Source organism: Streptococcus parasanguinis (assembly GCF_040908565.1).
In the GTDB taxonomy this organism is placed as follows: Bacteria; Bacillota; Bacilli; order Lactobacillales; family Streptococcaceae; genus Streptococcus; species Streptococcus parasanguinis_AC.
In genome coordinates this window covers 1-24,855 of sequence record NZ_JBDGEA010000001.1, presented here as the reverse complement: position 1 = coordinate 24,855, position 24,855 = coordinate 1, and the positions used below count along the sequence as shown (strand labels likewise).

General features: G+C 40.4%; 25 protein-coding genes and 3 pseudogenes. 1 reads left to right on the top strand and 27 read right to left on the bottom strand.

The window, feature by feature from the left end; genetic code table 11:
• Positions 1-29: 29 nt before the first annotated feature.
• Both AB5Y61_RS00135 and AB5Y61_RS00130 read right to left on the bottom strand, forming a co-directional pair.
• Entirely contained in the window at positions 30-464 is a 435-nt protein-coding gene (locus AB5Y61_RS00135; protein WP_023023536.1) for a EutP/PduV family microcompartment system protein, read from the bottom strand.
• A 9-nt stretch (positions 465-473) separates the two neighbouring features.
• Complete coding sequence (locus tag AB5Y61_RS00130) at positions 474-1,793, bottom strand: haloacid dehalogenase-like hydrolase (protein ID WP_368402473.1); 1,320 nt, start codon at positions 1,791-1,793, stop codon at positions 474-476.
• Positions 1,794-2,141: 348 nt separating this feature from the next.
• Between AB5Y61_RS00130 and AB5Y61_RS00125 the strand changes: the two genes are divergently transcribed.
• Complete coding sequence (locus AB5Y61_RS00125) at positions 2,142-2,561, top strand: SP_0198 family lipoprotein (protein WP_368402472.1); 420 nt, start codon at positions 2,142-2,144, stop codon at positions 2,559-2,561.
• A 48-nt stretch (positions 2,562-2,609) separates the two neighbouring features.
• Here AB5Y61_RS00125 and AB5Y61_RS00120 read toward each other — a convergent pair whose 3' ends face one another.
• The 25 genes and pseudogenes from AB5Y61_RS00120 to AB5Y61_RS00005 form a co-directional block, all read right to left on the bottom strand.
• Entirely contained in the window at positions 2,610-3,374 is a 765-nt protein-coding gene (locus AB5Y61_RS00120) for a (S)-acetoin forming diacetyl reductase (RefSeq protein ID WP_368402471.1), read from the bottom strand.
• 481 nt (positions 3,375-3,855) lie between these two features.
• Positions 3,856-5,367 carry a glycerol kinase GlpK gene (gene glpK / locus AB5Y61_RS00115; protein WP_368402469.1) on the bottom strand — a complete coding sequence of 504 codons (1,512 nt, stop codon included), beginning with the start codon at positions 5,365-5,367 and terminating at the stop codon, positions 3,856-3,858.
• Positions 5,368-5,705: 338 nt separating this feature from the next.
• A pseudogene (locus AB5Y61_RS00110) lies at positions 5,706-6,501 on the bottom strand (CPBP family glutamic-type intramembrane protease).
• Positions 6,502-6,562: 61 nt separating this feature from the next.
• A complete protein-coding gene (locus AB5Y61_RS00105; protein WP_368402466.1) occupies positions 6,563-7,414 on the bottom strand; it encodes a CbrC family protein in 852 nt (283 codons plus the stop codon).
• 67 nt (positions 7,415-7,481) lie between these two features.
• Positions 7,482-7,895 carry a hypothetical protein gene (locus AB5Y61_RS00100; protein WP_368402465.1) on the bottom strand — a complete coding sequence of 138 codons (414 nt, stop codon included), beginning with the start codon at positions 7,893-7,895 and terminating at the stop codon, positions 7,482-7,484.
• A gap of 3 nt (positions 7,896-7,898) precedes the next feature.
• Positions 7,899-8,786: a DUF4300 family protein gene (locus tag AB5Y61_RS00095; protein WP_368402463.1), complete on the bottom strand. Its 888-nt coding sequence runs from the start codon at positions 8,784-8,786 to the stop codon at positions 7,899-7,901.
• Positions 8,787-8,995: 209 nt separating this feature from the next.
• Positions 8,996-9,811, bottom strand: coding sequence for an Ltp family lipoprotein (locus tag AB5Y61_RS00090; RefSeq protein ID WP_368402462.1), 816 nt, complete (start codon positions 9,809-9,811; stop codon positions 8,996-8,998).
• A gap of 153 nt (positions 9,812-9,964) precedes the next feature.
• Positions 9,965-10,276 carry a hypothetical protein gene (locus AB5Y61_RS00085; protein ID WP_368402460.1) on the bottom strand — a complete coding sequence of 104 codons (312 nt, stop codon included), beginning with the start codon at positions 10,274-10,276 and terminating at the stop codon, positions 9,965-9,967.
• A gap of 281 nt (positions 10,277-10,557) precedes the next feature.
• Complete coding sequence (locus AB5Y61_RS00080; protein WP_368402459.1) at positions 10,558-11,001, bottom strand: 8-oxo-dGTP diphosphatase; 444 nt, start codon at positions 10,999-11,001, stop codon at positions 10,558-10,560.
• Between the two features lie 60 nt (positions 11,002-11,061).
• Positions 11,062-11,601 carry an RDD family protein gene (locus AB5Y61_RS00075; protein WP_368402457.1) on the bottom strand — a complete coding sequence of 180 codons (540 nt, stop codon included), beginning with the start codon at positions 11,599-11,601 and terminating at the stop codon, positions 11,062-11,064.
• 86 nt (positions 11,602-11,687) lie between these two features.
• Positions 11,688-13,436 carry a glycoside hydrolase family 13 protein gene (locus AB5Y61_RS00070; RefSeq protein WP_368402455.1) on the bottom strand — a complete coding sequence of 583 codons (1,749 nt, stop codon included), beginning with the start codon at positions 13,434-13,436 and terminating at the stop codon, positions 11,688-11,690.
• A 203-nt stretch (positions 13,437-13,639) separates the two neighbouring features.
• Positions 13,640-14,566: a DNA/RNA non-specific endonuclease gene (locus AB5Y61_RS00065; RefSeq protein WP_439145104.1), complete on the bottom strand. Its 927-nt coding sequence runs from the start codon at positions 14,564-14,566 to the stop codon at positions 13,640-13,642.
• Positions 14,567-14,814: 248 nt separating this feature from the next.
• Positions 14,815-15,282 carry a DUF6892 domain-containing protein gene (locus tag AB5Y61_RS00060; protein ID WP_368402454.1) on the bottom strand — a complete coding sequence of 156 codons (468 nt, stop codon included), beginning with the start codon at positions 15,280-15,282 and terminating at the stop codon, positions 14,815-14,817.
• Positions 15,283-15,379: 97 nt separating this feature from the next.
• Positions 15,380-15,820 (bottom strand): hypothetical protein, encoded by a 441-nt coding sequence (locus AB5Y61_RS00055; RefSeq protein WP_368402452.1) that lies wholly within the window; start codon positions 15,818-15,820, stop codon positions 15,380-15,382.
• 14 nt (positions 15,821-15,834) lie between these two features.
• On the bottom strand, positions 15,835-16,173 hold the full coding sequence (locus AB5Y61_RS00050; RefSeq protein WP_368402450.1) for a type II toxin-antitoxin system RelE/ParE family toxin: 339 nt from the start codon (positions 16,171-16,173) through the stop codon (positions 15,835-15,837).
• The gene (gene relB / locus AB5Y61_RS00045; protein WP_368402449.1) at positions 16,166-16,459 is read right to left on the bottom strand and encodes a type II toxin-antitoxin system RelB/ParD family antitoxin; all 294 of its coding nucleotides are present in this window, start codon (positions 16,457-16,459) and stop codon (positions 16,166-16,168) included. The genes AB5Y61_RS00050 and relB overlap by 8 nt, the downstream gene beginning before the upstream one ends.
• Positions 16,460-16,722: 263 nt before the next feature.
• On the bottom strand, positions 16,723-17,598 hold the full coding sequence (gene aguB / locus AB5Y61_RS00040; RefSeq protein WP_368402448.1) for an N-carbamoylputrescine amidase: 876 nt from the start codon (positions 17,596-17,598) through the stop codon (positions 16,723-16,725).
• 9 nt (positions 17,599-17,607) lie between these two features.
• Positions 17,608-18,693, bottom strand: a complete 1,086-nt coding sequence (aguA, locus tag AB5Y61_RS00035) for an agmatine deiminase (protein ID WP_368402447.1) — start codon at positions 18,691-18,693, stop codon at positions 17,608-17,610.
• On the bottom strand, positions 18,690-19,817 hold the full coding sequence (gene nspC / locus AB5Y61_RS00030; RefSeq protein WP_368402445.1) for a carboxynorspermidine decarboxylase: 1,128 nt from the start codon (positions 19,815-19,817) through the stop codon (positions 18,690-18,692). Before nspC ends, aguA begins: the two co-directional genes overlap by 4 nt.
• On the bottom strand, positions 19,817-21,076 hold the full coding sequence (locus AB5Y61_RS00025; RefSeq protein ID WP_368402443.1) for a saccharopine dehydrogenase family protein: 1,260 nt from the start codon (positions 21,074-21,076) through the stop codon (positions 19,817-19,819). The genes nspC and AB5Y61_RS00025 overlap by 1 nt, the downstream gene beginning before the upstream one ends.
• Positions 21,073-21,933, bottom strand: coding sequence for a polyamine aminopropyltransferase (gene speE / locus AB5Y61_RS00020; protein WP_006596119.1), 861 nt, complete (start codon positions 21,931-21,933; stop codon positions 21,073-21,075). Before speE ends, AB5Y61_RS00025 begins: the two co-directional genes overlap by 4 nt.
• A complete protein-coding gene (locus AB5Y61_RS00015; protein ID WP_368402440.1) occupies positions 21,934-23,388 on the bottom strand; it encodes an aminotransferase class I/II-fold pyridoxal phosphate-dependent enzyme in 1,455 nt (484 codons plus the stop codon).
• Positions 23,389-23,987: 599 nt separating this feature from the next.
• A pseudogene (locus AB5Y61_RS10600) lies at positions 23,988-24,209 on the bottom strand (hypothetical protein); the annotation flags it as partial.
• Positions 24,191-24,391, bottom strand: a pseudogene (locus AB5Y61_RS00010) (hypothetical protein); the annotation flags it as partial. The pseudogenes AB5Y61_RS10600 and AB5Y61_RS00010, both read right to left, overlap by 19 nt.
• Positions 24,392-24,437: 46 nt before the next feature.
• A partial coding sequence (locus tag AB5Y61_RS00005; RefSeq protein ID WP_368402438.1) for an ADP-ribosylglycohydrolase family protein occupies positions 24,438-24,855 on the bottom strand: 418 nt, incomplete at its 5' end.

Genomic DNA, 24,855 nt, shown 5'->3' with positions numbered 1-24,855 from the left:
TAAAATAGTCCACTTAGATTATATCATGTTTACTCAGTCTCAAGAAAGTCTTTTAAAGCATCGATTCCAGTATTCTCAGTAGAAGAAATCTCAAAAATCCTTGTTACACCCGCATCTAACAATTGTTTGCGTGCAAATTCTAATTGCTCCTCTGAGTCGACTAAATCAATCTTGCTAATGATTCCAATCACATCTTGGGTAAATAATGAAGAAAATCCTTGAGGAAAAGTTTGCATGGTTGAATTCCCTGCAATTAAGAGTCCAATGATTTCAGCTTCTGCTGCAGTCACTGTTAAAGCATTGTAATAGCGTCTGTGTTGTAAAAATTCCCCTGGCGTATCAATAATACTATCGTGGAATTGAACAGCCTGCGTTTTAAAATACTCAATATCTAATCCTTTTAATCGTTGGGTCAGAGTTGTTTTCCCTACTCCCACTGAACCAACAAACATGATTTTCTTCATAAATCTCCCCTATTTTTTAATTAACTGCGCCTCATCAGTTCCTAACTTGATTGTTTCTCTACTCTTAACTAAAACACCTTTGTTTTCATCACGACCTTGTAGGAAGTATTTGGCATCTTTGCTATCATATGTATCTACTGCAGTCTGTGAAAGTAAGCCAATTCCTTTGGATGGATCCCGTAATAGGTTAAAGATGATTCCCATCTGTAATCCTTCAAAATCTTTCAACATTGCATAGTCCCCATTACTATCTCCAGCAATTAGAATAGGATCTTGGTTCCCATGTTTATCTGCTATGAACTTCTTAATTGTTTTTGTTTTTCCTTCACCTTGTGTTTGGAAGTAGTCGTTATTGTATTCTGATTGAATGACACCAGAATCATTTTTAACAAGTTCCATTCCATAGACATGGTCTTCAGTAATATTATATCCAAATTTTTCCTTAGTAGCAAAAGGAACAATAACATCACGGAAGGAAGCAGAAACAACATAAACATCTATGCCATTATCTTGTAGTGTTTTATAAAGATTTTGCATCTCTTTTACTGCGCGAACACCACGTTTAAATTTGATTTCTACTTGACCAGCTTCACCCTTCAAGCTTTCTGGACTTTCCCATGTTTCATAAACCAAATCTTCTTTCAAAGCACGTTCAATTGATTTTTCCGATACCGCTTGAACTTCTTTAGATGTCATACCAGTAAACAAGTAAGTTACCCAAGGATAAGAAATATCTGAGCTGAAAGTTCCACCAATTGCTTCGTAAAGATAACGTAATTTAGCACTGAAATCTTTATATTCGTCTAATTTTTTTACTTCTTCGAGGCTCTTAGAACCTTTGAATCCTTTGTATTCATTATAAATAACAGTATAATCAGATACGATATCCTTGGCGATCTTATCTATATTAACTGGATTTCCTTCTTTGTTGTTATGTTCTTCTTTGAAGTTGTCTTCTGGAATATTGGTCCGAATGGCCTTATCCAACTCTTCTGGGGTCATCTTAAATTCTAAGTTTTCGATTTGATAGGTGAAAGTTGCTTCACCAATATCATTGATGACAGTTGTGTTATCCCAGTCAAATACAGCATATGGTTTTGCTGATTCATCATATTTTGAACTAGTTTTGCCATTTTCTTTAATGACATTACTTAATTTCTTATATAGTTTGTCCTCCCACTGACCACGTTCAAGGACTTGATCTTCTTTCTTCACGCTTGTTTCCTGACTAGCTTTACTAGACTCAGTTGTTTTAGACGACTGAGAAGCCTGACAACCAACCATAAATAAGGCTAGACCACAAACTAAAAAGAGACGATGTTTCTTCATGAGAAAACCTCCAAAAAAAATTTTTAATTAGAAAAAAGGCAACAAAGAACCTATGATTTGAAACGGTTGCGCCATTGCAATCATAGGCCTCATTGCCTTTTATATTATTCCACACCCATTATACTAATTAGCTGATTGAATGTCAACCGAAAACGGTTACATTTTTCATTTGTTTGTAAAATTCTTTCATTTTATTGAAAGAAATATAAGAAACTATCTAACGACGATTACTAATATAATATAACTCCTTTTCGAATCCTACTTTCCTAGCTTTCAGAAAAGTCATTTTCATTGAGTTCTCCTTCTTCCTTTGCTATACTTGGGATATCAAAGAAAGGAGACAAGCCTATGACATTGTCCAATAAATTCACACTTTCTCTTGCCTCACTGGCAGTTCTTGGTCTTTTAGCAGCCTGCTCGAACCAGACAGCTCAAACACCTGCAAGCTCTGCTAGTTCACAACAGATCGCATCAAGCGCTTCAAACTCTAAGGATTCTCAAACTGCTAGCCAGGGTGAAAATCTTGATGGTACATACAAAGGGACTGATGAAACTGATCAGATCACTTTGACCCTCTCTGGTACAACTGGCACATGGGAAGAGGTTGAAAGTGATGGCGAGAAAGAAAGCAAGCCTGTAACCATTCACGCTGATAATCATACTCTTACTGTAGGAGATGATCTCAAATTTTACAAACTAGAAGGTAACCAACTCACTATTGAAGATGACGATCGCGATCCTTCTGATACCATTGTATTAATGAAATAGTATAAAAAATAAGAGGTTAGGATGTTGATCCCACCTCTTTTTTTCAACTTAATGGAACTGCATTCCACCATCCACGATAATGGTTTGGCCTGTGATGTAGTTTGAATCAGGTCCAGCAAGGAAGCTGACCGCTGCTGCTACATCTTCTGGTTCTGAAAGACGTTTCAAAGTGATATCTTTAGCGAATGTTTGCATACCCCATTCGTCATCTTTACCTGCATTCTTCCCAACTTCATGGGCAATATCAAACATCATTGGAGTCTTAACGATACCAGGTGCATACGCATTGACAGTGATGCCTGAATCTGCCAAGTCACGTGCCAATGTTTGCGTGATTCCACGAACAGCGAATTTAGTACCACCATAGACAGTCAGATTAGGGTTACCAACGACACCAGCCTGTGAGGTGGCATTGATGATTTTTCCTCCATGGCCAAGCGCTTTGAATTGAGCTTGTGCAGCTTGAGCACCCCAAATCACGCCACCAACGTTAATGGCAAAAGTGCGCTCAAATTGTTCTTCTGTAATCGTATCAAGTGGTGTAGTTGGTGCAACACCAGCGTTGTTGACGACGACGTTTAAGTCTCCAAAATGGTCAACAACCTTTTGGAAAGCCGCAGCCACTTCTTCTTGTTTAGACACATCAGCTACGACTGCAAAAGCATTATCTGCTGATAACTCAGCAACTGCTTTTTCAGCTGTTTCAGCATTGTAGTCCAATACTCCAACCTTAAAGCCATCTTGCACCAAACGTTTTGCAATTGCAAAACCGATTCCTTGACCAGCACCTGTGACAATAGCTACTTTAGACATATGATTCCTCCTTGGCATCAACGATACCAACAAACGTTCCTATAAGAACAGCAAGGGTTGACAACTAGTTTTGAGTGAATCTATCATAAGTTCCTTCCAAAACTATGCTAACAGTATACTCCTTTGTGAAAAAAGTGTCAAACTTTGGCCTGTTATTTTTTAAAAAAATTTATTTATATGATATTTTTATTTAGTGATAAATGAACTAAAGCGTGAAATAGAATATGGCTTTTAACCAAAACGGATCACTATTCTATTCTGTAAAAACTACATAAAAAGAGATTAGGACAAAAGTCCTAGCCTCTTAATTGTTTTTGGATTGTCGAGCAAGACGCAGTGGTTGAGTGGGCTCTACTACGCTGATTTCATCAGCTTTTACAGCCCTACTCAACTGTGCGGAGGTGGGACGACGAAATCGAATTCTAACGAATGACCGATTTCTGTCCCACTCTCTCATAAACTATTCATTTGATGAGTCCCTTTAGTCATCAGACTCCGCAAATACTTGAGTGGCTTTGACAGCTTTCTTCCATCCCTTGTACAGCTCTTCTTTCCGGGCTTCATCCATCTTGGGTTCAAAGATTTGAGCTGCTCCATGAAGAGATTTTAATTCATCTAAGTCCTTCCAATAGCCTACTGTCAGACCTGCTAAGAAGGCGGCACCTAAAGCTGTCGTCTCCAAGTTTTTGGCACGAGCAATCGCAATCCCAAGAATATCTGCCTGAAACTGCATTAAATAATCATTTTTCGCTGCTCCTCCGTCTACTTTTAGGACAGGGATAGGAGTTTTGGCATCTACCTCCATGGTGTCGATGATATCGCGAACTTGATAAGCAATGGATTGAAGGGTTGCTTTGATAAAGTCTTCCTTAGTCGTTCCCCGAGTAAGGCCAAAGACAGAACCACGCGCCTCTTGATTCCAGTATGGGGCTCCAAGACCCGTAAAGGCAGGGACCACATAGATTTCATCCTGGTTCTGGGACTTCAGAGCATAGACTTCAGATTCAGGAGAACTGTCGATCATACGCAGACCGTCACGAAGCCACTGAATGGCACTCCCAGCGATAAAGATAGATCCTTCAAGGGCATAGTAGACCTTGCCATTGATCCCATAACCAATCGTCGTCAGCAAGTTATTTTCCGATAACTGTAGCTCCTCACCCGTATTCATAATGATGAAGGATCCAGTTCCATAGGTATTTTTAACCATACCAGGTTCAAAAGCCAATTGGCCAAAGAGGGCAGCTTGCTGGTCTCCTGCCATCCCTGCAATCGGTACTTGTCCACCGTAGAAATGGAAAGGAGCTGTCTTGCCATAAATCTCAGAGTTTGAACGCACTTCAGGAAGCATGGCTTTAGGAATGTTGAGAATTTCTAAGATTTCATCGTCCCATTTCAGTTCCTTGATATTGTAGAGCATGGTCCGGGCAGCATTGGAATAGTCTGTCACGTGGGCTGCTCCATCCGTCAGCTTCCAGACCAGCCAAGTATCAATGGTCCCAAAGAGTAATTCGCCTTTTTCAGCTCGTTCTTGTGCATCTTCTACATGGTCCAAGATCCAACGAACTTTCGTTGCTGAAAAGTAAGCATCGATGACCAAACCTGTCTTTTGGTGGAAGGTTTCTACATAGCCTTGGTTTTTTAGCTCTTCAGCCAGTGGAGCAGTTTGCCGTGATTGCCATACAATAGCATTGTAAATGGGAAGACCCGTATTCTTATCCCAAACAACTGTCGTTTCCCGTTGATTAGTAATGCCGATCGCCTCGATTTGATTGGGCTTGATGCCACTTTCAATAAAGACTTCAGCGATCACCGACTGAACAGAGTTCCAAATCTCATTAGCATTGTGCTCCACCCAACCAGCCTGCGGAAAAATCTGAGTGAATTCCTTTTGACTAGAGCTAACTTGCTCGCCTTTTTTGTTAAAAATGATAGCCCGTGAACTAGTGGTTCCTTGGTCAATCGCCATGATGTAAGTAGTTTCTTGTGACATAAACTGCCCTCCTGAATTAGGTACTTAAAAATATTGGTCTTACACAAACTAGTATACTCTATTTCATCCCTTTCACGCCACTATTTGTGCAATATTTAAAAAATAAATTTTACACAAATTTTTCTACTCCTTCTAACTCTATCTGATCAAGTTAAAAGAGCCCTGAGGCTCTTCAAACTAGTATTTTAAATACTTATCAAGATCAGTTTTGATCCAATCGATTTAAAAATTCCATGGTTGGGCTGTCGTTTCTGTCCTTCTAAAAGATATCTGTCCCAAGTTTCAACATTTTCTCAAAAACCTCCCACCGAAATTCAGTGAGAGGTTAACTTCTATTTCTATAATTTTCTACTAGCCACTAGCCAAGAGGCTACTAGGATTTCGAAACTAACCAGAAGGATAATCTGAGGAAGAGAACTCTGAACCAGCATGAGAACTGCTAGACTATCGATCAGCATATGAGCGAGGATACAAGGAATAGCTCCTTTCGAGTACTCCTTGAGCGCTCCAAATAGGAAGATATTCCCTAGGATCATCAGGTAAAAGATGAGATAGTTGGATGAACCCGCTGTAATCCAAGGGAGTTGATAAATAGGGATATGCCAGAGGAACCAGACAAGGGAAAGAACCATCAATGTAGAAGTAAAAAAGATGCCAAATAGACCAGGCTAAAAAGGTGATCAAAGTAGCTGAAAGATAAGATCTTTTTTCATCCAAAGTTGGTTGAAAGAAATAACGCCAGCCAATTTCTTCAATCCCACCAAAAAGAAGAGCCTTGAAAAAGAGCACCACTGGCAAGACCAACGATTGAGTGGTAATCTTACCACCTAAGATAAATGGGAAAAAGTCGAGCAGCAAGAAAACAAGCACCAAACAATAATTTGCTAAACTGTCTTTGACTTGAAAAAAAACTTTGAGAACTTGTTTGAAACTAGATTGATGGTAACTAATGCTTGCAAGACTGCCCCACAAAGCTGATGACAAACCACCTACAATCATAGTGATGATCCCAATTGGTGATGTAAAATCAACCTTGACTCCTCCTGCTCTTAAAAACCAAACCAGAAGGCTGACACCTAATACTTGACCAAAGGTTCCTAACAAATACATAGATAGGGCTTGCTTTCTACTCATTCGTGATTCCTTTTCTATTCTTTCATCTAGTTCATGGCTCTATTAGATTTGGAGCATCCCCCTAATCCGCATCGACCCAAAGATGGTATTGTTCACAGTGTAGACATCGAAAGAGATAGCCACACATAGAACCATCCTTGACTAAGTATTCAGCTACATCCTGAAATTCATCACGCGCCTCATATTCTTCCAAAACTTGCTCAACAATGCCCATCTCTTCCAGTTCACGAGTGCCAACTGTCCCCAGATAGGCACAGTAGTCTTGGCAACAAGAGAGCCAATATTCGCCCTGCCAGCTAATATAGCCTGGAGTTTGACTGAAGAGGACCTGGTCTTTTTCCTTATCCATGACCCCTTGCCAATCAGCATCTTGGATAAAGTCTGCTTCAATCTTTTGGGCAGCACGACCAGTAGAAATACAAGTTGGACAGAGATGTCTTAACTCTTCTACACAATAAGGTCTCAGTGCATAGTAGATGGTGTGGTCTTCCCCACACGAAGGGCAGGTCTTGGGCTCCCCTTCCTTAAAGGCACCCGTCGCTAGTGGGTCCGGATGATATCGAAACTGGGGTAAATCTTTTACTTTCTCTCGGTGAGCCTCTTTTTCTTTTTCGGTCAAGGGACGAGAGAGCGCAAAGCGATCTCCATGACTTAGACTCATCTTTTCTAAGGTGAAAAGTTTCTTAACTTGCTTGCGATCAGACTTGTCTACTAGCTCTGAGAAGAGAGCAAAGGCACTGGCATACAAGCCCAACTCCTGATACACATCCACCAAGACCTGCTTAGCTTCTAGAGTTTCCACTAAGGTCAGCCGATCCGCAAATTCATAGAGAGCCAGCACGCTGGATGAATCCTTATCTTGCGCTTGGAACCGCTTTTTTAAGTGGATATATTCTTTCATAGAATCGTTCATAGAATTGCTCACTTTCGTTTTTACAGAGAATCAAATCTTAGTTTTGTTTCCTTCAGGTGATTGTATTCTACCGTTGAAAATGTACTTTAAACCCATACTTACCAGCATTTTGCTTGAGTTTTTCAACCAACAGTTCATTCTGTTTACTTTTACCAAAAAAGAAGGGAATGGTCTTTCCATTTCTGAGTTCGATATAGAAAGCATAGCGACTCCCACCACCAGCGCGACCACGAAAAATTGCGTACGTGATTTGCTGGATCTCTTTCAATGGGATCCTGCGACGGCTGAAACACAGAGACACATGAATATAGAAGATGCCACGGTTAATATGGAAGGGAGCAAAGAAGGGACCACCACTACGCCTCGCGATTGCCCTTCTTCTCAGGAAAAGGAGAAGACTGAAAAAGAGTAAGAAAACGAGCACATATATAATTGGAGTATACATCATCATCTTTCTAAACTCTAACACGCTACCCTTCATCCTCTATTTCATTTCAACCCATTTTTCATTGTCCATGATAAAGGGCTTTGCTAGACCTTCACCGGTGTAATCTTGGTATTTGGTCTCCAAGTATTTGTAGACATCTTCCTTGGTCGCAAATTTGATGGCTTGGTAAGGCTCTTCAAAGGTTAGCTTTTCAACAAAGAGATAGCCGTCCTTTGCAGGAACCAAGACACCGACGTGCCCGACAAAAAGGGTATTCCCGTCTAGGTTATCATGAACGATAACGGAAAGCATGCGGGCATTTTCATTGAACTTGAAGTGAGAAAAATACTCTTCCATCTTCTTGGCATGGACTTTGACATCCGTTGTCGCCTCTGTCGGAACCCGTGAATACAGAATGTTAAAAGCTTCCTTGTCTGACTCATCGAAGATCTTCCCTTTGTCAATGGCATCATTGTCCACGAACAAGAGTTCACTATCCGCTTTCATCTTAGGAATCCCGATGCGATTCTTCAGCAAGGTATAACTATTGATCCGGCAGTTGGTCCCGACGAAATCGCCCTTCTGCTTGGTCCACAAGTCACTGATCTTCTCGACATTGTAGTCTGTTTTCTTGAACTTGCTGAAGTCACCCGTCAAACCGACCGAGCCGACAATGCTATCATAGTCCGTTACTAGACCAAGAAATTTGTCTACACTTTCCTGATCCAAATAAGCAGACAAGAGAGCCCGCACTTCTTCGACACTAGCCTTGCTATTGAGGTTGCTGTAAGTTCCCTTGTAGAGCTCCTTGTCTGAACTAGATTTCTGCACAGTGGAAGTTTCCTTCTTTTCCTTGGATTGCTTTTGGTTGGTCCCACAAGCCGCTAAAGCAAAGATCGCCAAGGCACAGCTAGTAAGGAGCATGATTTTTTTAGATGGTTTCATAGATTAGTTCCTTTTCTCTATACTAAGATGTTTTGTAACATGATACATTTCTTTTTCCTATCGAATCTCCTTCTCCTATATTATAGTTTAAAACTGACTTAGCTCCAACTATTTTTCACGAAATGAGGAAACTTTATAGGTAGCAAAAAAGAGCTGGCAGACTGTCCAGCTCTTCAATGTGTTACAAAAATCAAAATTAAAACTATTGTTTAATTCAACCAATCTATTTTGGCATGTTCTATTGCATACTCAGCTTCTTCTTGAGTAAATTTTCTATTTTCAACAAGTATTTCTAATATCTTTTCTTTCGAAATGTTGCTACCATTTGCATAAGATTCCGCTTCTTTCACAGCGTTCTCCCTCCAATCGAAATGAACTTGTTCTGCAGCATAGTCAGCCTCTTCTTGAGTAAATAGTTCAACATTTATAAGTTGCCAAACTAATTTTTCTTTTGAATAACGATACCTTTGAAGTGATTTTGCTGCTAAAACAGCCTGCTCTTTCCAGTCTATATTAAGCTTATATACAGCATACTGGTTGGCTCCGTCTGAATAATTATAAATCTTTATTTTATTTTTGATAGCCTCCTTCGAAATAGGAGAATCCTTTGACAGTTGCTTAGCTGTTACATATGCCCTTCTAAATTCTTTTTCTACTAAAGCTGGATGAAAAAGCTTTATCACAAGCAAATTAAATAATAATTCTAAATCGTCCTTATTTCCATCACTTGAAGAAGCATATTTTTTATAATCATAATTCTGCGTACTAGAACTTGAAGAAGCGTATTCTTGTTTTGATGATTCAAAATCATCCTTATTTCCATCACTTGAAGTAGAGTATTTTTCTTCAGAATCAGTTACTAATGATCCTGAATATGAACTTTTCCATTTATTATAACTTATTTGATACTCAATTGCCATCAAAGCTAGCATTCCCGCAAATAATCCAAAAATTGTAAAAATAAATATCAAAAATTTTTTCATAATGAATACCTTTACTTGTTTTTCTCCAATGGAATCTTTCATCTCTATGAAACTGCTTTCATTAGTATTATATCATGAAATATTGTTCATTTTTATTTACTAGTGTAAAAGTCTTTATGCTAGTGAATAAAAAAGTGACTGCAATCTTTCAACTGCAATCACTCGTTCAATGTGAGATAAAAAAATAACAAAAGATTATTTAATCTTGTGTTTGTTCATCTTTTCTTCAAAGATAGCTGTCATAATCTTGCGGAGCTCTTCTCCTTCTTTTTCAGGAAGTTCTCCTTGACGCTTGGCCACGGCATAGTGTTCAGGATATTGCTTTGCTACACGCTCAACTGTCTTGGTCGTCGCATGCCCTCTGACAAAGAAAGGAATACGCTTGATCCATTCTTGCGGGACTAAAGCGAGCAACTTCTTCGCTGCTTCTTTATCAGAAATCTCAGCTGTACTCAAACCTTGGTTGATCTGTTCTTGTTCTTTTTCTGTAAAATCTTTTAATTCCATAGTAAATTCCTCATTTGTTTATCTAAGGACACATTATACACCTATGTAGGATAAAGTACAACTATAGGAACCGAAAAATAGACCAAGGGTAAGCCACACTTATTTGTGTTTTTCTATCTCAGTTTCAAATAGACTAAGCATGCTACCATGGTGAGATCTAACACAGTTATTATCCCAATTCCAATCATATTTTTTGACTAAGTCACTCATCACTTTTAATTTGGGACTTTGCTCTATTACATTTGGATCAGGTTATTTTTTTTAAGAATCAGCATTCAATTTTACTTTAAATCGTAATTCCAGTCTTCTCCATCTTGGTAGTAAAAAAATTCAGACAGGTCTTCTTCAAGAAAGATACGAAGCATATCCTCCATATCTAAGGAGAGGTCTAGATTTGGCAATTCTTTCAGGTCCTCCCACCAGACTCCCCCCTCTTCAGAGGATATTAATTCTCCGTCAAACTTTTCTGTCTTATAAAAGTGAACTACATAACGAATGCCGTCTTCTACCCAATCTTTCATTCCACAAATCTGGGGAGAAGCAATCCTTAAGCCAGTTTCTTCCTTCACTTCACGGATTACTGCTTCCGTAAATGATTCTCCCGCTTCGACATGACCTCCAGGAAAGGTTATGCCTGGCCAGTCCTCTTTTTTACGATCCATAACAAGAACTCTATCGCCGTCTCTTACCATACAAAGATTTGTAAACTCAACAGTCTCATTCATACAAATACTTCCTAACTATGTTTGTCTTTTTCTTTAAGGATAGGATAAACAATCTCTACCCTATTCTTCTTTTAGTTGCACTTGCGTATGGGCTAGCAGGTCACCTAGGTGCCTCTTATCTTTCCTAAACATCGTCATTACCAGTAGCAAAACTGCGAGGAGAGTCGCCGAAATAGAAAGGCTAATGGATAATCTATCAAAATTACTATAGAAGCCATGAATTGTGCCCATATGACCGAGTTGCCAAGGTAAAAATTTAATGGTATTTCTGATCAAGCTAGCCTGAACTGTTTTTTTCTGGTAGACCAGCTCAAGTCCCGCTTTTACCTTCCCAAAACTGCCATCATTTTTATAATCCAAGAATGTGAACAGGAGCGTGATTGGTAGAACAGAGGTGACAAATACAAGCCACTGCGACTGAATTTCTGTAAACTCTGGGACGCCATTAAAAAAGATGATGTAAATAAGCATCGAACCTAAAAACAGAAGAACTAAATAAGCTAAAATGAAAAGATAATCAAACAGAAATTCTGTCATTCTTTTTTTAAACGAAATAGGATTGATAGCTGACATCCTCATCACTGTCTCCCCCTTTCTCATCTCCCATTATAATATAAGGGCACGAATAAAGAAACTATTAATAAAAAAGAAAGACTGCAATCTTTCGATTCCAGTCTACTTCATTCCTAATTTTCCCTATAAATAACAAATCCATTTGGTTGGATAACCAATTGATCATCAGAGATGCTCCCAAGGCTGATCAGATCTGCCTGTCCTCTTTCTAAGACAACGTCTTTCTTCGACTGGTTAAAGTAGGCTTTGAGAATCTGACCCTCATGCTGCCATTCTACTGCTACCACATCCGGCTCCACTTCTTCCAGACTCACTTTACCATACTGAATCATGCCCGCTACTTCTTTTCGGAGCTGGATCAATTCCTTCATAAAGTTGAGCATGTCATTGTCCGCTGCCACGCGCTCCCATGGCATGACACGGCGGCAATCTGGATCTGGACCACCGATGAGGGCTAGCTCCGTTCCATAATAAATACAGGGCGTTCCTCGTTGCAGATAGAGGAAGGCGAGGGCAGACTTAACGGACTGGAGATCGCCTTTAGCCGTCGTCAGGATGCGCTCTGTATCATGCGAGTCCAAGAGGTTGAACATGACCTCAGAAATCTGCTGCCTGTAGTACATAGACTGGCTATTGATCTCCCAAATGAAGCGTTGCGTCTCCTTATGCCCCCGCAGGAAATAATCCTTGATACTTTCAGAGAGGGGATAGTTCATCACCGCATGGAACTCATCGCCCTTAAGCCAAGGTTGGGACGAATGCCAGATTTCCCCGAGGATATAGAGGTCCGGATTCTTGGCTAAGACCGCCTTACGGAAATCCCGCCAGAATTGATGGTCGATCTCATTGGCCACATCCAGTCGCCAAGCATCAATATCAAACTCTTCAATCCAGTAAGTCGCCACCTTCAAGAGATAGGCCTTCACCTCAGGATTAGCCGTATTGAGCTTAGGCATAAAGCCTGCAAAGGCAAAAGCATGGTAAGATAAGTCGCGACTATTCCACAGATTTTCTGAGGAGATAGGGAACTCTTTGATATGGAACCAGTCCTTGTAAATCGAATCCTCCCCGTATTTGACCACATCCTGCCATTGGGGTGAATCATAGCCAATATGGTTAAAGACGGCATCCAGCATAATCTTCATCCCACGCGTATGGGCCTCTTTCACTAGCTGGCGGAAGGTCTCCTTATCTCCAAAATGTCGATCAATTTCAAAATAATCAATGGTATCGTACTTGTGGTTGCTCGGAGATTCAAAAATCGGGCAAAGGTAGAGCCCTGTAATCCCTAACTCCTGCAAGTAATCTAAGTGATCGATAATCCCTTGCAAATCACCACCAAAGAAATCCAAGATTTGAGGGTCAATAGAGGCATCCCAAGGACGAACACCTTTTGGCGAAATAGCTGGATTCCCATTGGCAAATCGCTCAGGAAAGATTTGGTACCAAACCGTCTGCGCCACCCAATTTGGAACAGCACACCCATCAATCTCATGGATAAAAGGAAGCTTAAAGCCGTTCATGACGAAGTCCAGGTTCTGCCTGTTGTAGGCTGCTACACCTCGATCTCCGTATAAGGTCTTCTCTCCCGCTGTGTCCTCTAATTCAAAGAGGTACTGGATCCGGGCATGGCGGACAGATACCGACACTTGCCAATAATCAAAGAGGTCGTCTGTCGTCACCTTGTCCATTTCCTTAGTTGCCTCATAAAGATCCTCTATAAAAATAAAGGGATCCCCATAGTGCAAGACAATCCGTTTGATATCCTCTTTCTTAGTCCGGATGCGAATATGGAGCTGGCCATCCTTATAAAGATAGGCGTACTCCGATTCAGGCCGGTGATAAATCGCTGTTAATTCCATCTGTCTCGTCTCCTACTATACTCTCTTTTCATCATTTACCGCTTTATACAAACGATTACATAAAATCATTTATTAGTATACAACTTTATGAAAAGGTTTGCAATATGTTGAGAGAGATAATTTTAGACTACTAACTTTATAAGATTGTAATGCACACAAAAAGCCCAGTATTTGGGCTTTTTCATTAGCAGAATAACTGATCCTCATTCCTTACTTGTATGCCGCTTTCCAAGACTTAGCGCTTGCTCTTCTGACATTTGAACAACCTTAGAAAAATTAGTATTGCGAGGCATATTATCTAGTGAGTACCAATAGACATCCGCACTCCCATTTCTGGCTACATAAACAACTGGAGCCAGTTGAGGAGTTGGTGCTGCAGGCTCTACAGGTTGGACTGGTGCTGCAGGCTCTACAGGTTGAACTGGCTGTGCAGGCACTGCTGGCTGACTCGGTTGAGGGGCTTGACTTGGTTGCGTCTCTACAGAAGGACTAGCAGATTGTGGTTGACTACTTGGTTCTGTCGGCACTAAAGATGGCTTGGCAGTTCCCTTCAGATAATCAATAGTCGCATTCTTAGAGTAGTTGTCCAAGGTAACGGTGGTGATTCCATAAGCATCTACTGACTCTTTGGGACTACTTAGATGGATAGGTAAAAGGTTGCCATCTCGATCAATTCCTACATATTGCAAGGTCACCTGCCGAGGAATCAATTCATCCCCCGTGTAGACAGGTATCACCTTATAGTCTAACCAGTAATTTGGGTGGGTAGCCAGCCAGCTATCGAGTCGTTTCTCGTAGTAGAGCATGCCCTCCACATTGCTATCCGCTGTCCCTTTATAATTCCCCGTATTGGTCCAAGCAGTTAGAGGAACCAGATTTTTCCCTTCATTGGTCAGACCGCTAAACTGATAGCCAATCAAATGCCCTCTGTGGAACAACCAGGCCTTCTTTCCCTTGTTTCCATAAGCGATCTTATAATTGTGCCATCCAACCGGATTATAGCTGAGCCGTGGTTCTCTTTTTTTCTTTGGCTCATCCTTGTCCTGCAGCTGAATATGAGCGGAGGTCGCACGACCTAAATGGTCAAACTCCCCTAGAACGAGTTGTTTGTTACCAGTAAAAGGTAGCAGGTTAAGACTTTGATAGTCGAGTCCAGTTTGCTGGGCTTGAACCCCTTAAACAACGGCCATGGACATAAAAACCGAGACCATCGCAACAATAACATTTTTCAAAAATCGTTTTGTAACCATGATTGAAACTCCCACATTTCTATATAGTGATATTATAGCAGAAAAAACGGTTACAGATATAGAAGATCTGTTTAGATTTCGATTTTTTGTTTTATTAAATAAAACGATGGATCCCCTGCACTAAGTTTTTACAACAAGTCCACCGCTATGCCAGATTCCTTAAAAACTGCTTTGACTTTGTCGAAATTGCTGGTCATGATAGTTGCTTCTTTCAAGTTCGGAAACTGGTTCAATTCTTCCATACTTACTTCATTGAGATCAAAAATCTCATCTTCGCCATCCCACTGAGGAATCAGATTCATATAAATCTCATTACCACCGTCCATATCAATCTCTTGGACATGCTTGGCGTACTCCCTAGGGATTTGGAGTTTTTCAAAATACTCTAAAGCTGGTTGAATGATCTCCATGCTTTCGGTATCAATATCCAAGTCGCTAAACTCTTCTGCGAAATCAAAAATATCAAAAGCAGGCTTTAGAAGCTCTTCTTCATACATCAAGACTTGAATAATGGCTAGTTTAAAGTTCAAATGATCAAAGTAAAGAAATTCTTCAGAAGTTTGATTAGTGTTGTTTTTGCCTTCTTCAATAGCCATAGTATTTTCCTGTAAGTCTCTTGTATGTTTTTTAGCTACTTTTTTCTTGAAAAAACGAAACATCTTTTTCTCCTTATTCTATGTAAACTGACAATATTCAATCCTTAGTATGGTCTTCTGATTCTTCAATCCTTTCCACAAACCAATTGGCCATCTTTTGGTTCTTGCTTTTATAAGGGTTAGGGTGAAACAAGGTGAAAGGGGGGATGCTGGCATCTGGGAAGAATAGTTCTACGCTTATCGTTCGCTCGCGATTATGATTGACGTAGGCTGTAAAATAGATATGGTAATGTCCACTCACATCACCACCATTATCATACTCGCCCCTAGCAGTATTTGGCAATAAGGTCACAGATTCTATGCCCTGCTTTTCCCGAGCTAAGTTTGCGATGATCTCACGCTTAATAGCAGTCTCATGATTTCTGACGAAATTCCCATCATCACTATATCCAGGATGCTCACTAAGAGAATAGAAAACAAGGACCATCAGAAAGGGTAGAGAAATTAAAAAAATGATTAGCTTATTTGATTTTAACATGGAGGTTCCTCAATCTACTTATAAAAAATCTTGACCAAATCCTGCTTTGCACTGAGGATACGAGCAACATACACCCTATGCTTCTCCATATAATAAAATGCGAGATAGTTCTCTATTGGCATATAACGATAGGGTTTTCCATCATTCGTCATCTCACCATAGCCCCGGCTTGATACCAGAGGACAGGCTTCTGGAAACAGTTCTAGGGTCTCAAGAGCACTTAATAGCAAATCAACTTTGCCGTCTGCAGCTTGCTGGCTATAAAAATCCACAAGAATATAGTCGTGAATGTCACGCAAGCCCTGCTTAGCACGATCTGAAAGAAAGACCTGATAACGTTTCAACTTAGTCAAGACCAAATTCCTTTCTCACATCGGCTACAGAAGTAACTTTTCCTTGAGCGATTTCCTGGTGCCCCACTAAAATCTCCTTCTTCAAATCCTCAAAGGCCACTTGATACTGCGTGTTCTGTAAATCACTTGAAACAAATTCTTCTGGATCCACAGTCCCGTTGGCAACTTTTCGAAGTGCCGCATTCAGGACATCTGACACAGAAATTTTTTGATCTGCAAGCACCTCTTTTGTTTTTTGGTAAAACATCGCATCTGCGCGAAAATTCACTGCTTTCGTGTTTGCCATTTCTACCTCTCCTTTGTACATACAATTTGTATATACATTCTACCATACAAATGAGAAGGGATTCAAGTGAAAAATGGATTCCTCTTTCACTAAATAAAAGTTGTAAGAGATAAGAAATTTGAGTGCGTAATTGGTGATAAATAGTTTTAAACTGAAAAAGGTGATAGATTGTTCTGTCTATCACCTTGTGTTTTGTATTTACGAAGTTCCTCATTTCCCCTATTATACGAACTTCCAAAAAGAAAAGCCTACGATAGGCTTTTTCATATGACAATATCTTTATACATATCTGGTCTTCTGTCTCTAAAGAGACCCCAATTCAGGCGCTCATTCGCTCCCTTGTCAAGGTCATAAGTAGTTAACAAGATAGCTTCGCCTTGTCGTTCTGCTTGACTTAAAATAGCTCCTGTTTCATCAGTCATAAAGGATGAACCGTAGAAATTAAGACTAGAACTTTGCCCCCCATTTTCCTCACAAGGAGTGACTTCTTCTAAACCATAACGATTGGCTGCAATAACTGGTACAATATTTGCTGCTGCGTGTCCTTGCATGGTACGTTGCCAATGACCACAACTATCTGTATCCAAAATAGGCTCTGAACCAATGGCTGTTGGATAAAAGAGCAATTCTGCGCCATTTAGTGCCAGGCAACGGGCTGTTTCTGGGAACCACTGATCCCAACAAATGCCAATACCAATCTTGGCATAGCGAGTATCCCAGACCTTGAAACCTGTGTTTCCAGGAGTAAAGAAGAATTTTTCTTGATAATAATGGTCATCTGGTATGTGTGTCTTCCGATAAACGCCTAGTACTTCTCCATCTGCATCAATGACAGCAATGGAATTGTATAATACATTGCCATCTTTTTCATAGAAACTGATTGGTAAAACGACCTTTAGTTCCTTGGCAATCTCTTTAAAATGCTGAATAGCCGTATTTTCTGTCACCGACTGGGCATACTGGTAGTAGTCATACTGACGTTCCTGACAGAAATAGGGACGTTCAAATAATTCAGGCAAGAGAATAATTTGGGCTCCTTTGTCTGCAGCTTGTCGAACTAAGCGTTCAGCTGTTTGGATATTGGTTTCCACATCCTTAGCGCATTGCATCTGAATAGCTGCAACCGTTACATTTCTCATCTTTTTCTCCTATTCTGGAATTTGTTGGGTAATACAGTGGATATTTCCACCACCTAAAAGAATATCTCTTGCAGGAATTCCGACAACTTCACGGTCTGGAAAACACTGGCTCAGAATATCCAAGGCCACTTGGTCGTTTTCATCCCGAAATTGTGGAACCAAGACAGACTTATTAGCAATGTAAAAATTCACATAGGAAGCTGCTAAACGTTCACCTGCATAGCGTTCTTCTTCACCTTCTTCATAAGTATAGCCCGGCAAATCCTCCTCTGTAACTACTTGATGAATAGCTGGGATTGGGAGTTTATGAATAGTGAAACTCCGGCCTTTTGCATCAGTTTCCTTCTCTAAAAGAGCTAGATCTGCTGTAGACATGGCATACTGAGGATCGTCTTGGTCGTCCGTCCAAGCTAAAACAACCTCAGCAGGACCAACAAAGGCTGCAACATTGTCGACGTGTTCATTTGTTTCGTCTTGATAAATACCATAAGGCAACCAAATGACTTTTTCGGCACCGAGGCTCTCTAGTAAGGTCTTTTCAATCTCTTCTTTAGTCAGCTGAGGATTGCGACCAGGACTGAGCAAACAACTTTCAGTCACAAGTATAGTTCCTTGACCGTCACTATGAATAGCTCCGCCTTCCAGCACAAATGGTTTGGCATCGTAAACAGGTATATCTAAGACTTCTGCAAAGCGACTGGCTACTTGGTCATCTGCTTCATAGTCTTGGTAAAGACCGTCAACAGCACCACCCCAGGCATTGAAAGACCAATCTACCGCTAACTTTTCCCTTTGATCATTGAGGAGAATAGTTGGACCAGTATCACGTGCCCAGGCATCATTTGTCTGAATATCTAGATAAACAACATAGTCTCCAAGATAGGATTGTGCTTCAGATAGATAGTCCTCCTCAACCAAAAGGTAGACTGTTTCCCCCTGAGCAATCGTTTTGATAATCTTGCTAAAAGCTGCTTTAGCAGCCTTTCCTTGAAAAGGCCAAGAACCTGGTCGAGTAGGCCATATCATGAGAGTCCCATGATGGGGTTCATACTCTGCAGGCATCCGATAACCTAATTTCTTTGGGCTGTCCATCATGATAATCTCTCCTTAAAGTCTTGGTAGCCAAATGCTTTGACTAGACTGCACTCACCCTCTTTATCCATGAGATACAAACTTGGAAGCCCAATGCCGTTAAAGGTATTATTTTTGACAAAGGAGTAAATAGCCATGTCTTCAAAATAGAGGCGATCACCGATTTCAATCGTTTTTTCAAAGCTGTAATCCCCAATGATATCCCCTGTAAGACAAGTATTTGAAGAGAGTCTATAAGTATAAGGTTTTTCTTGCGCTTCAAAACCATCTCTCAATGGAGGGCGATAAGGCATCTCAAGAACATCTGGCATATGGCAGCTTGCTGAAGCATCTAACACCAAGGTCTCAATCCCGTTTTCAACAATATCTAAGACTTCTGTCGCTAGATAGCCCGCATTAAGGGCAATAGCTTCTCCTGGCTCGATATAGATGTCAAGGTTATAAGTTTCTCGAATGCGTTTAATCTCAGAAATCAGTAAGTCCACATCATATTCATCTCTCGTAATATGATGACCACCACCCATATTGAGCCATTTAACTTGATGCAAATAGGCTCCAAACTGCTCTTCTACTGCTTTCAAGGTTGTCTCTAAATCATCTGCCCCCTGCTCACAAAGGGTATGAAAATGAAGCCCGTCAACCAAGTCCAGCAAATCACTAGGTATCTTGTCTGAAGTCACTCCAAAACGAGAGCCAGGAGCACAAGGATCATAAAGCGCGTGGTCACCCTGCGTTGAACATTTAGGATTGAGGCGTAGACCGACACTGATACCAACTTCACGACAACGTTGACCATATTTTCGTAATTGTCTCTCTGAGTTAAAGACAATATGATCAGATATTTTAAGCAACTCTTCCATATCTGATTCCTTGAAAGCTGGCGCAAAAACATGGACTTCCCCAGGGAACTCTTCTCTAGCTAACTTAGCCTCATAGAGTCCACTAGCCGTCGTACCTGACAGATACTGACTAATCAAAGGATAGGTTTTATAGAGGGAATAAGCCTTTTGAGCCAGTAGAACCTTACAGCCAGTTTTTTCTTGAACCTCTTGTAAAATGCGGCAATTCTCTTCTAATTTTCCTAAGTCAATGATATAAGAAGGTGTTGGTACTTGTTCTAACTTCATTAGTCCACCATTTGTGGATTTTCAAGCACAACCCATGGCAAACCGTATTTATTCAAAGCTTCCATGAATGGGTCTGGATCCAATTCTTCAAGGTTATAAACTCCTGGTTGTTTCCAAGTACCATCCATCACTAATTTTGTCCCAATCATGGCTGGAACACCTGTTGTGTAAGAAATGGCTTGTGAACCAACTTCTGCGTAACATTCTTGATGGTCGCAAACATTGTAGATGTAGATGGTCTTTTCAACGCCATCTTTGACACCTGTAAAGATACATCCAATATTAGTTTTACCAACAGTACGTGGGCCAAGGCTGGCAGGATCTGGAAGCAAGGCTTTCAAGAATTGGATTGGTACGATTTCTTGTCCGTTAAAATTAATTGCATCTGTACGAAGGAGACCAACGTTTTCCAAGCATTTCATGTGAGTTAGATAAGATTGACCAAAAGTCATAAAGAAGCGAATTCGTTTAACACCTGGAATGTTCTTTGCTAATGATTCGATTTCTTCATGGTGGAGGAGATACATGTCTTTTTGACCAACTTGAGGGAAGTCATACTCACGTTTGATAGACATGGCTTCGACTTCTACCCATTTTCCATCTTCCCAGTAAGAACCTGGTGCAGAAACCTCACGTAGATTGATTTCTGGGTTAAAGTTTGTCGCAAATGGATAACCGTGGTCACCACCATTACAGTCTAAAATATCGATATAGTGGATTTCGTCAAAGTAATGTTTGAGTGCATAAGCTGAAAAGACGCTGGTTACCCCTGGATCAAAACCAGATCCAAGCAAGGCAGTCAGACCTGCTTCCTTGAATTTCTCTTGGTAAGCCCATTGCCATGAGTAGTCAAAGTAAGCTGTAAAACCAAGTTCCTTACAACGTTTCTCATAAATAGCACGCCATTCAGGGTCTTCTGTGTCCTCAGCCTCATAGTTGGCAGTATCGATATAGTGGACACCTGTTGCCAAACAAGCATCCATAATAGTTAAATCTTGGTATGGTAGAGCTACGTTCAAAACAGCTTGTGGTTTGTAGCTTTCAATCAAGGCAATCACTTCTTCTACCTTGTCAGCATCAAGAGCAGCTGTCTCAATCTTAGTATTTGTTTTGCCTTCTAATTTAGCCTTCAAGTCATCACATTTTGACTTGGTACGGCTTGCAATCATAATCTCTTTAAAAGTTTCGCTGTCTTGACAAATCTTTGAAATAGCAACCTGGGCAACGCCCCCACATCCGATAACTAATAAACGACTCATTTTCTTCCTTCCTCTTCTTCTAAAATGTCTTCTACATACTTAGGCAACATAAAGGCACCAATATGTAGGTTTGCAGTGTAGTATTCTGTGAAAAGCTGGCGTTTTTTCCAACCTTCCTTGTCAAAATCTTTGACAGGGTGGTATTTTTTAGATGCAAACCCAAATAACCAATAGCCTGCAGGACTGGTAGGGATATGTGCCTGATAAACTCGACTGATTGGAAAGGCTTGATTAACCTTACGGTGCATGCTTCGACAAGCTGACTCATCTTCGTCAAAGAAGGGACTACCATGCTGATAAATCATGATTCCGTCCTCTTTCAAGGCTCTATAGCTATTGCCGTAAAATTCCTTGGTAAAGAGCCCTTCCGTATGGCCAAATGGATCAGTCGCATCGTTAATGATAATGTCGTAATCATTTTCACAGTTTCTCAAAAACCTAAGTCCATTTTGGTAGTAAATAGTAACACGAGGATCATCTAGCCCAGCAGCAAAATCTGGAAAATATTCTCGACAAACCTCAACCAGCATCTCATCTGGTTCCACGATATCGATTTGTTCCAATTCTGGATAGAGAGTTAATACTTGGGCAACACCACCGTCACCACCTCCAATAACCAAGACTTTCTTTGGATTGGGATGGACAGCCATAGGAACGTGAACTGTCATTTCGTTGTAGACAAAGTCATCTGCATCTGAAAATAAGACATGCCCATTTAAAATCAAAATCTTCCCAAAAGCTGGAGTATCTAATACTTCAATATCCTGCCACTCACTTTTTCCAGCATAGAGTTGTTTAGCAGTTCTAAGCGACAATTTCACATCTGGAGTATGAACTTCAGAAAACCATAAATCCATCTAGTTCTCCTTTCTCTTAATAACGTTGATATGATTGACCTCTGGATCTTCCGTTCCTTGGAGGGAACAACCACGTTCCTTTGCAAATTTGATATAATCGACAAGACCTTGTGTAATCCGTTCACCTGGCGCTAGGATTGGAATTCCTGGAGGGTAACACATGACAAATTCCCCACATACCTGGCCAATGGACTCGTCTAATGTTAAGCTTCTTCTATCTGCATAGAAGGCTTCCTGAGGAGATAGCACCAACTCAGGCTGGATATATTCGCCAGCGATCAAGTCCTTTCCATCTCGCGAGTAGAGTCTCTTGATATCAGCCAAAGCACCTACCAAGCGTTCAATGTCTTGAATGCGGTCACCAATTGAAATGTAGGCCAAGATATTGCCGATATCACCAAACTCAATTTGAATGTCATATTCATCCCGTAAGAGATCATAAACTTCAATCCCTGTTAGACCAATACCCTGAGTGTAAACTGACAGCTTGGTTACATCAAAATCACAAACCGATACACCATCTACTAGCTCTTTTGAGTAGGCATAGTAGCCACCGATGGCATTGATTTCACGACGAGCGTACTCAGATAGCTCAATGACCTTCTCAAATGACTCTTTACCACGAAGAGCCAAATTGCGGCGTGAAATATCCAAACTAGACATTAACAAATAGGATGCTGATGTTGATTGGGTCAGGTTAATGATTTGACGCACGTACTCAGGATTCATCTGATCGCCAACTAAAAGAAGGGAACTTTGAGTCAAGCTACCACCGGACTTATGCATAGATACAGCTGACATATCTGCTCCTGCATCCATAGCGGATAGAGGAAGTTTATCTGTAAAGTGTAGATGAGCACCGTGAGCCTCGTCTACTAAGACTTTCATTCCTGCAGCATGAGCCATCTCTGTTAATCCCTTAAGATCTGAACAGATTCCATAGTAGGTTGGATTGTTTATTAGGATAGCCTTGGCATCTGGATGTTCCTTGATTGCTTGGGCAACACGGTCATTCTCAAGCCCCAAAGCAATACCGATTTTGGGATCCACACTCATCTCGATATAGATGGGAATAGCACCGCATAAAACGAGTGCATTAATAGCTGATTTATGGACATTTCTAGGAAGGATGATTTTATCACCGGATTTACAGGTGGAAAGAATCATGGTTTGCACGGATGAGGTTGTCCCGCCAATCATTAAAAAGGCATGGGCAGCTCCAAAAGCCTCTGCTGCTAGCTCTTCTGCATCTCTGATAATCGAAATAGGATGCCCAAGATTATCCAAGGGCTTCATAGAATTGACATCAATACCAACGCATTTTTCCCCTAAAAGTTCAACTAACTCTGGATTCCCACGGCCACGCTTATGACCTGGTACATCGAAAGGAACAATCCTTTTCTTTCGTAACTTAACTAACCCCTCATAAATGGGAGCTTGGTTCTGATTTAACATTATGAAGACATACTCCTTTACTTTATTTTCTACACCTGAGCTAAAATCAGGTGTTATAGGAAACTTATGAAAAAAGAGCAGGTTGGCACCTGCTCTACAATCTACTGACGTGTTTATGCTTGTTTCTTTTGAGTATGTCTGTTCCTGATGTTTCCTAACTCTCTAGTAGCAAATATTACGTACTTTATTGATCGTTTCACAAGATGACGTGTGCTTTCACCACACTAACAAATGTATACGAATTAGAACTAATGTCCTAACATCAACTTATAAAAGTAGGCTTTTAACCCTATCAATAATGTGGCTTTTCAACCACGCTTCGGCATTCAACCCTGCCTGTCCGTAGGCATTTTTTACTCGGGTTTATATTTGCTAGAAAACATCATCTCATTTTCTAAGCTTCATCAATATATCATGTTTTCAGAGACTTGTAAAGTATTTTTCGAACTTTTTTTAAAACCATTTAATATTTAGTTCGTGTAATTTATTCAACCCAGAAATAGAAATCGTTTTAAATTTAAATCAAAAACAAAAAAACGAACTAAATAAATTAATTCCTTTAGATAGGCATAAGCGAATTCAACTATTCAAAATCGTATTTACTCATCACGCGCTACTTTGGCAGCTAGTTTAAAATCAGTCATCAAATAATTTTCATCTAGACGGATAAGACTATAATACTCATTCCAAAATAGAGAGTCACTGTTACTTGACCACTGTAATCCATACCATAATTGAGTGGCATCACTTGTATTTGATGGTGGGATTGACCATAGATGCTTTTTGAAAGTTTCTTGAACACGTGGAACATCAAGTCGAGTTCATCCAATTTCAAAGTGATAGCCGGTAGATTTTTTGGATTAAAATACTCCACATCAAAACTATCTTCTTTTTCTAAAGTATATTCCGGGATTTGCGCTACAAAGGCTCTTCCCTCTTCTAAAGAATCAAACACGACTAAATCTTTTTTATAATCACCTTGATACAATTCCAATATAACCATCGATAACCCTCCGTCATTCAGTATCGGTCCGCATAACGCCTATCTATTATTTTATTACAACCGTTTCTTCCCATCGTCTGAGCACATCTTTCAAAGGCTCATCGAGATAGCTATAGGCCTTGTCTTTTATCCAATCAGGGATTCCATAAGCTGCTTCGGCGATACTTCCTGTGATAGCAGCAAGAGTATCACTATCCCCACCAAGAGAAATCGCATTTCGAATAGCATCTTCAAAATCTGTACTTTCAAGAAAGGCAATGATGGCCTGAGGTACCGTATTCTGGCAAGTTTCATTAAAACGATAAGTAGGACGAATTTCATCTAGTGTTTGAGAAAGATTATATCCATACTCTTGTTCTATGTATTCCTTGATGAGTCTCTTACACTCTGTAAGATTATCGTTGGTCGGTTTTCCATAGTCGCCACTGTAACCTCCAAAGTAATAACGACACATAAAGATAGCA